Raw genomic sequence first — 6,715 nt, forward strand, 5'->3', positions numbered from 1 at the left:
GTCTTTCGTCAGGCCCCGATGGGGCGAGCCTTGGGCTGCTGCTGGGTGATGCGGTGGATACCGCTGGCGAGGGGCTGCTGCTGGGTGACGCAATGAATGCCGCCGCCTCGGGAAAACAGCACGCGGGCGTCGACGGCGCTCACGTGCCGGCCGCGGTAGGCGTCGGCGAGGATACGGAGCGCCTTCTCGTCGTGGGGGTCGGCGAACGAGCACGCGACGAGCCCGCCGTTGAGCGCGACGTGGTTGATGTAGCTCCAGTCGACCCAGTCCTCGCCGTCGTGGAGGGTGTGCGGCGCAGGAACCTCGATGATGGTCCACGGCTTGCCGTCCGCGGTGCGGGACGCGTGGAACAGCTCGAGGTACTCCCCGCTCACCTCGTAGTCGGGGTGCTCGGGGTTGTACTGGACGTGCACGAGGAGGGTTCCCGGAGAGGGGATCGCCGCGACGAGGTCCACGTGGCCACGCGTTCCGTACTCCTTCGAGTCCCGCGTGAGGCCGCGGGGGAGCCATACGGCGTGGCTCGCGCCGATCGTCCGGGCGAACTCGGCCTCGACGTCGGCCTTGCTCAGCCCCGGGTTGCGGTCGGGGTCCAGCTGCACGGACTCGGTGAGGAGCACCGTGCCGAGGCCGTCGGTCTGGAAGCCGCCGCCCTCGTTGACGAGCCTGCTGGCAACGACCTCCGCCCCCGCGGCCTCGGCGACCGTCCGGCCGATGGCCGAATCGTGCTCCCACGAGGCCCAGCTCTGCTGCCCCCAGCCGTTGAAGACCCAGTCGACCGCCCCCAGCCGGCCGCCGTCGTCCGTCACGAAGCTCGGGCCCATGTCCCGCATCCACGCGTCGTCGAGCGCGGCCTCGACAACGCCGACGCGGCTGTCGAGGTAGGCCGCCGCGATGCCGCGGTCCTCAGGCCGCACGACCATCGTGACGGGCTCGTAGCGCACCGCGGCGCGGGCGACGGCAGCCCACGCCGCGCGCGCCTCGTGGGCCTCCTGATCCGTGTCCCCGAGCGTGTAGCCGCCGGACGGCCACGCCATCCAGAGCCGCTCGTGCGGATCGGTCTCCGCGGGCATGCGCCACGTCATGCTTGGGCGCCTTCCAGCTCGGTCGTCTGGCCGAACGGGGCGGCCGGGTTCACGGGCGCGGTGAGGGCCGCGTAGGTCTCGGGGCGGCGCGTCGTGAGGAACGGGAAGAGGGCGAGCCAGTCGCGCCGCTGGTCGAGGTCGAGATCGGCGACGACGACGGCGGAGCCCTCGCGCGGGGCGCGGGCCAGGATGCGGCCGTACGGGTCGGAGATGAAGGACGAGCCGTAGAACGTCACGAGGCCCTCGCTGCCCCAGCGGTTCGGGACGACCATGAACAGGCCGTTCGCGATGCCGTTGCCCACGATGACCTGGCGCCACAGCGGCTCGGTGTCGAAGTCCGGGTGGCCGGGCTCGGAGCCGATCGCCGTCGGGTAGGCGAGGATGTCCGCGCCGTTGAGGGAGTAGACGCGGGCGAGCTCGGGGAACCACTCGTCCCAGCACGTCGGGAGGCCGAGTCGGGCGCCGTCGAGCTCGGCGGGGGCGTGCACGGGGTAGCCGTTGTTGGCGGCCTGCGGCTGCCCGGGCTGGGGGCCCTGGTGGAAGAACTTGTCCTCGTAATAGCCCTCGGTCACGGGGATGTGGAGCTTGTCCGTCGCGGCGAGAAGCGTGCCGTCGGGGCCCACGAGGATCGCAGTGTTGTAGCCGCGGTCGTCGCCTGCCGCGCCCTTGCGGTACAGGCTCGCGTGGACGCAGAGGCCGTGCTCCAGCGCGGCCCGGCGCGCGAACGCGAGGGTCGGGCCGGTCTCGAGGTCCTCGGCGATGCTGCTCGGCGTGTAGTCGGGGAGTGTGTCCGCGGGGTAGCGCGAGAGGGTGAGTTCGGGGAGGAAGACGATCTTCGCGCCGTGTTCGGCTGCGCGGCGGATGCCTTCGGCGAGCTCCGCTTCGGTGTCTGCCGGGTTGTCGTGCCAGCGGTGCTGGACGAGGGCCACGCGGAGCGGGGCTCTGCGCTGGTTGCGGCCTTCGCGTTGGTTGCGGCCTTCGCGCTGGTTGCGGCCTTCGCGCTGGTTGCGGCCTTCGGCCGCGTTGCTCGTGCGGGCCCACGACACCGGGGGCTGCAGGGCAAGGATCTCGTGCATAGGGGTGTCCTTCGGCTGAAGAGGTCTGAGGTGAAGGTCTGAGGACGTCCATAAATGAATGGCGTTCGTTTATTAGAGCAGTGACCCATCCCACAGTCAAGTGACGGCGCACACACCCCGGCCGCCGGGCACCTTCGGTCCGCCAGGTCCCCTCCACCTCTTGCCAAGAAGCATAAATGAACTATATTCATTAAGAGACGTGCACCACACAGGGGCGTCGCCCCGTCACGAAAGGAATCAGCATGGGAGCTGAGAAACGAGAACTCGAGGCCGACGTCGTCGTCGTCGGAGCCGGCCCGGCTGGCCTCATGGCCGCGCGGACCCTCGCGAGAGCAGGCGAGAAAGTGGTGGTGCTCGAGGCACGCGACCGCGTGGGCGGCCGCACGTGGAGCGATACGGTCGACGGCGCGTGGCTTGAGATCGGTGGCCAGTGGATCAGCCCGGACCAGACCGAGCTCCTGGCCCTCGTCGAGGAGCTCGGCAAGGAGACGTACCAGCGGCACCGCGAGGGCCAGAGCGTGTTCGTCGCCGCTGACGGAGCCCGCACGGTCTACTCGGGCGCGGACTTCCCGGTCTCGCCGGGCACGGTCGCGGAAGTCGACCGGATCACGGCCATCCTCGACCAGCTCGCCACCGAGATCGGCCCCGAGGAGCCCTGGGCCCATCCGAAGGCCCGTGAGCTCGACACCATCTCGTTCCACCACTGGCTCCGCGCCCAGTCCGCGGACGAGGACGCGTGCGAGATCATCGGCATGTTCATCGCAGGCGCGATGCTGACCAAGCCAGCCCACGCGTTCTCCGCGCTCCAGGCCGTCCTCATGGCCGCGTCGGCCGGCTCGTTCAGCAACCTCCTCGACGAGGACTTCATCCTCGACCGCCGCGTTGTGGGCGGCATGCAGTCCGTGAGCCTCGCGATGGCCGCGGAGCTGGGCGGCGCCGTCGTCCTCAACGCCCCGGTGCGCACCCTCGCGTGGGGTGTGGACGGCGTGCGCGCGGAGGCCGACGGCGTGCGGGTCACCGCGCGCCGCGCGATCCTCGCGGTCCCTCCGACGCTCTACAGCCGCATCTCCTACGAGCCGCCGCTGCCGCGCCTCCAACACCAGCTGCACCAGCACCTCTCGATGGGCCTCGTCATCAAGGTCCACGCGGTCTACGATCGCCCGTTCTGGCGCGAGGCCGGGCTCTCGGGGACGTGCTTCGGCGTGGGCCAGCTCGTGCAGGAGGTCTACGACAACACGAACTACGGCGACGAGCGCGGCACCCTCGTGGGCTTCGTGTCCGACGAAAACGCCGACGCCGTGTTCACGCTGAGCGCCGAGGAGCGGAAGGCGAAGATCCTCGGCTCGATCGCGCACTACCTCGGCCCCGAGGCGCTCGACGCCGAGGTCTACTACGAGTCCGACTGGGGCTCCGAGGAGTGGACCCGCGGCGCGTACGCCGCGAGCTTCGACCTCGGCGGGCTCTCCCGCTACGGCGCAAACCAGCGCACGCCCGTGGGCCCGATCCACTTCGCGTGCTCGGATATCGCCTCGGAGGGGTACCAGCACGTGGACGGCGCGCTCCGCATGGGCCGCCGCGTGGCGGAGGAGATCCTCGCGAGCCGCGTTTCCTGACGTCAGCTCCTGGGGGAGACGTTCGACGGCGGTGGGCTGGCCCGGCCCACCTCCGTCGTCGCGCCGTCGGATGCGCCGCGCGGCGTCGGGGCCGTGTCGAGCGGCCCCGGCTCGGCGTCGTCACCGACCCGGCCGAACTCGTCGCGGCCCAGCTCGTCGTGGCTCGGGTCGTCGCGGCCCCGGGGAGCCTCGTGATTCCGGCGCTCGTGCGCCAGCCAGCGATTCATCATCGAGCCCACCCCGGATCCAGATCCCGCGTAGTCCTTGGCCCCAACGGGCCTCCAACATCACGCTAGGGGCGGCACCGGCGCGCGGCCGGGATCCTTCGGGATTGCTCGGCAAAGCCTTGCCGCGTGCTTGGCGAGCTAGCTGTTCCGCACGGCCCCCACGACATGCCACACGGGGCTGTTCCAGCGGAACGACGGTTCGAGCCCCTGGCTGCGCAGGACGTCGATCATCGCCGCGGGCGGATGGATGAAGCCGCGGAAGGAGCGGCCCGACGCCGCAATCAGCGCGTTCATGAGCCTGATGAACGCGCGCGAGGGGAGGTTGGCCGTCGGGTAGCTGAAGACGAGCGCGCGCCGAGCGTGCCCCGCCGCCGCCGTGAGGAGCTTGGCGTAGTCCGCGTAGCAGCACACCACTCGGTGGAGGACGACGACGTCGGCCGCCTCGATGCCGTGGCCCTCCTCGGCGAGGTCCACGCCCAGCCGGCGTTCGATCCGCCCGCCGAACCCGGCCTGCTCGATGAGCCGCAGGGCGTCCTCCTCGTATCCGCCGGACAGCTCGAGGTTCACCGCCCGGGCCGCGCCGCGCTTGAGAAGCTCGAGCTGGATCTCGCCCACGCCCCCGCCGACCTCGAGCACCGTCGCCCCGTCGATCCCGGTCCCCGCAAGGAAGTCCACGATCCGGCGCTCGGGCGCACGCAGCCCCCGCTGGCCATAGCGCTTGGCGATCGCGCCCGAGAAGCGCGAGTCGAAGATCGCGTCGTATCCATGATCGCGTCCGGGTTCGAGGGGGCCGCCGCAGCACGAGTCCATGGCATGAGTATGCGACGCGTTGACTCCCTTGTCCCGGCCGGGAAGGCTGATCTGTGACGCCGACTGTGACGCCGACGGAAGGGAAGCCTATGGACGCACGGAATTCCTTCGACAGCGATGTCATCGTGGTCGGGGCCGGGCTCGCGGGGCTTGTCGCCGCCGCTGAGGCCGCCGACGCCGGGAGGCGCGTGATTGTCGTCGACCAGGAGGGCGAGCAGTCGCTTGGCGGGCAGGCGTTCTGGTCTCTCGGCGGGCTCTTCCTCGTGGATTCGCCCGAGCAGCGGCGCATGGGCGTCCGCGATTCGCGTGAGCTTGCCGGGCAGGACTGGGCGGGCAGCGCCCAGTTCGACCGGCCCGAGGACCACTGGCCACGGCGCTGGGCCGAGGCGTATCTCGACTTCGCCGCGGGGGAGAAGCGGGCGTGGCTCCACGGCCTGGGCGTTCGCTTCTTCCCCGTGGTCAGCTGGGCCGAGCGCGGCGACGGGCGGGCCGACGGCCACGGGAATTCGGTGCCTCGCTTCCACGTCACGTGGGGCACGGGGCCCGGCGTCCTCGAGCCGTTCGTCCGGCGCGTGCTCGACCACGCCGACGCCGGGCGGGTCCGCCTCCTGTTCCGGCACCGGGTCGACGAGCTGCTCACGGAGGGCGGCGCCGTCGTCGGCGTGCGTTGTGCGGTCCTCGAGCCGACGACGGCGCGGCGGGGCGCGGCGACATCGCGGGCGGTGACGGGCGACGTCGAGCTGCGGGCTTCCGCCGTCGTCGTCGCCTCCGGCGGGATCGGCGGGAATCACGAGCTGGTTCGCCGGATGTGGCCCGCACGGCTCGGTACTCCGCCGTCGACCATGGTCGCCGGGGTGCCTGCGCACGTGGACGGGCGCATGCTGGGGATCGCGGCCGAGGCCGGCGGCCGGATGATCAACGGCGACCGGATGTGGCACTACGTCGAGGGCCTGCGGAATTGGGATCCGGTCTGGGAGAACCACGGGATCCGGATCCTGCCCGGGCCTTCGTCGGTGTGGCTCGACGCGACCGGGCGGCGGCTCCCCCCACCGTATTTCCCGGGGTTCGACACGCTCGGGACGCTCAAGCACTTGCGGGGCACGGGGTACGACTACTCGTGGTTCGTGCTCACGCAGAGGATCGTCGAGAAGGAGTTCGCCCTCTCGGGCTCGGAGCAGAACCCGGACCTCACCGGGAAGGACGTGCGGCTCTTGTTGGGGCGCGTGCGCGGCGGGGCGCCGGGGCCGGTCGACGCGTTCCTGCGGCACGGCGAGGACTTCGTGGTCGCGCCGGCGCTCGGCGAGCTCGTCGAGGGGATGAACCGCGTCGGGGAGCCGGGGCTTCTGACCGAGGCGGGGCTGCGCGCGGTGCTCGAGGCGAGGGACCGGGAGGTCGAGAATCCGTTCGGCAAGGACGCCCAGGTCATGTTCCTGCGCGGCCACCGCCGATACCGGGGGGACCGGCTCATTCGTGTGGCTGCCCCGCACCGCATCCTCGATCCGGCCGCCGGCCCCCTCATCGCCGTCCGGCTCAACATCCTCACGCGCAAGACGCTCGGCGGCCTCGAGACCGATCTCTCGGGACGGTGCCTTGCGGCGCCGGACGCGTCGGGGGTCGGGCGGCCCGTGCCGGGACTGTTTGCGGCGGGCGAGGCCGCGGGGTTCGGCGGTGGCGGGCTCATGGGCTACAACGCCCTCGAGGGCACGTTCCTCGGCGGGTGCCTGTTCTCCGGGCGGGTGGCGGGGCGGGCCGCGGCGATGGGGTGAGCTGCCAGGAGGCATGCAAAAGGCCCCGGATCCACTGGATCCGGGGCCTCCGATTGGTTGCGGGGACAGTGTGCTGGTTCAGGACATCGGAATGGGGTGTCTCGGGTCATCGGAATGGCGTGTCTCGGGTGATCGGAATGC

At 71.3% G+C, this 6,715-nt stretch carries 6 protein-coding genes; 2 read left to right on the plus strand and 4 right to left on the minus strand.

The window, feature by feature from the left end:
• Positions 1 to 8: 8 nt before the first annotated feature.
• Positions 9 to 1,082, minus strand: coding sequence for an agmatine deiminase family protein (locus SPF06_RS14875; RefSeq protein ID WP_323279902.1), 1,074 nt, complete (start codon positions 1,080 to 1,082; stop codon positions 9 to 11).
• Positions 1,079 to 2,158, minus strand: a complete 1,080-nt coding sequence (locus SPF06_RS14880) for a nitrilase-related carbon-nitrogen hydrolase (protein ID WP_323279903.1) — start codon at positions 2,156 to 2,158, stop codon at positions 1,079 to 1,081. Before SPF06_RS14880 ends, SPF06_RS14875 begins: the two co-directional genes overlap by 4 nt.
• A 242-nt stretch (positions 2,159 to 2,400) precedes the next feature.
• Here SPF06_RS14880 and SPF06_RS14885 point away from each other — a divergent pair, with 242 nt between their 5' ends.
• Positions 2,401 to 3,771 carry a flavin monoamine oxidase family protein gene (locus SPF06_RS14885; RefSeq protein ID WP_323279904.1) on the plus strand — a complete coding sequence of 457 codons (1,371 nt, stop codon included), beginning with the start codon at positions 2,401 to 2,403 and terminating at the stop codon, positions 3,769 to 3,771.
• A gap of 2 nt (positions 3,772 to 3,773) precedes the next feature.
• Here the strand turns inward: SPF06_RS14885 and SPF06_RS14890 are convergent, their stop codons facing one another.
• Entirely contained in the window at positions 3,774 to 4,001 is a 228-nt protein-coding gene (locus SPF06_RS14890; RefSeq protein WP_323279905.1) for a hypothetical protein, read from the minus strand.
• 135 nt (positions 4,002 to 4,136) lie between these two features.
• Positions 4,137 to 4,808 (minus strand): class I SAM-dependent methyltransferase, encoded by a 672-nt coding sequence (locus tag SPF06_RS14895; RefSeq protein ID WP_323279906.1) that lies wholly within the window; start codon positions 4,806 to 4,808, stop codon positions 4,137 to 4,139.
• A gap of 89 nt (positions 4,809 to 4,897) precedes the next feature.
• On the opposite strand from SPF06_RS14895, the gene SPF06_RS14900 reads away from it, so the two are divergent.
• Positions 4,898 to 6,574: an FAD-binding dehydrogenase gene (locus SPF06_RS14900; RefSeq protein ID WP_323279907.1), complete on the plus strand. Its 1,677-nt coding sequence runs from the start codon at positions 4,898 to 4,900 to the stop codon at positions 6,572 to 6,574.
• Positions 6,575 to 6,715: the final 141 nt, after the last annotated feature.

The organism is Sinomonas terricola (assembly GCF_034931225.1).
Lineage (GTDB): Bacteria > Actinomycetota > Actinomycetes > Actinomycetales > Micrococcaceae > Sinomonas > Sinomonas terricola.

Excerpts from the sequence above, each read along its gene's own strand:
- SPF06_RS14880 (WP_323279903.1), bottom strand. The coding sequence starts at position 2,158 with ATGCACGAGATCCTTGCCCTGCAGCCCCCGGTGTCGTGGGCCCGCACG.
- SPF06_RS14875 (WP_323279902.1), bottom strand. The coding sequence starts at position 1,082 with ATGACGTGGCGCATGCCCGCGGAGACCGATCCGCACGAGCGGCTCTGG.
- SPF06_RS14900 (WP_323279907.1), top strand. The coding sequence starts at position 4,898 with ATGGACGCACGGAATTCCTTCGACAGCGATGTCATCGTGGTCGGGGCC.
- SPF06_RS14895 (WP_323279906.1), bottom strand. The coding sequence starts at position 4,808 with ATGGACTCGTGCTGCGGCGGCCCCCTCGAACCCGGACGCGATCATGGA.
- SPF06_RS14890 (WP_323279905.1), bottom strand. The coding sequence starts at position 4,001 with ATGATGAATCGCTGGCTGGCGCACGAGCGCCGGAATCACGAGGCTCCC.
- SPF06_RS14885 (WP_323279904.1), top strand. The coding sequence starts at position 2,401 with ATGGGAGCTGAGAAACGAGAACTCGAGGCCGACGTCGTCGTCGTCGGA.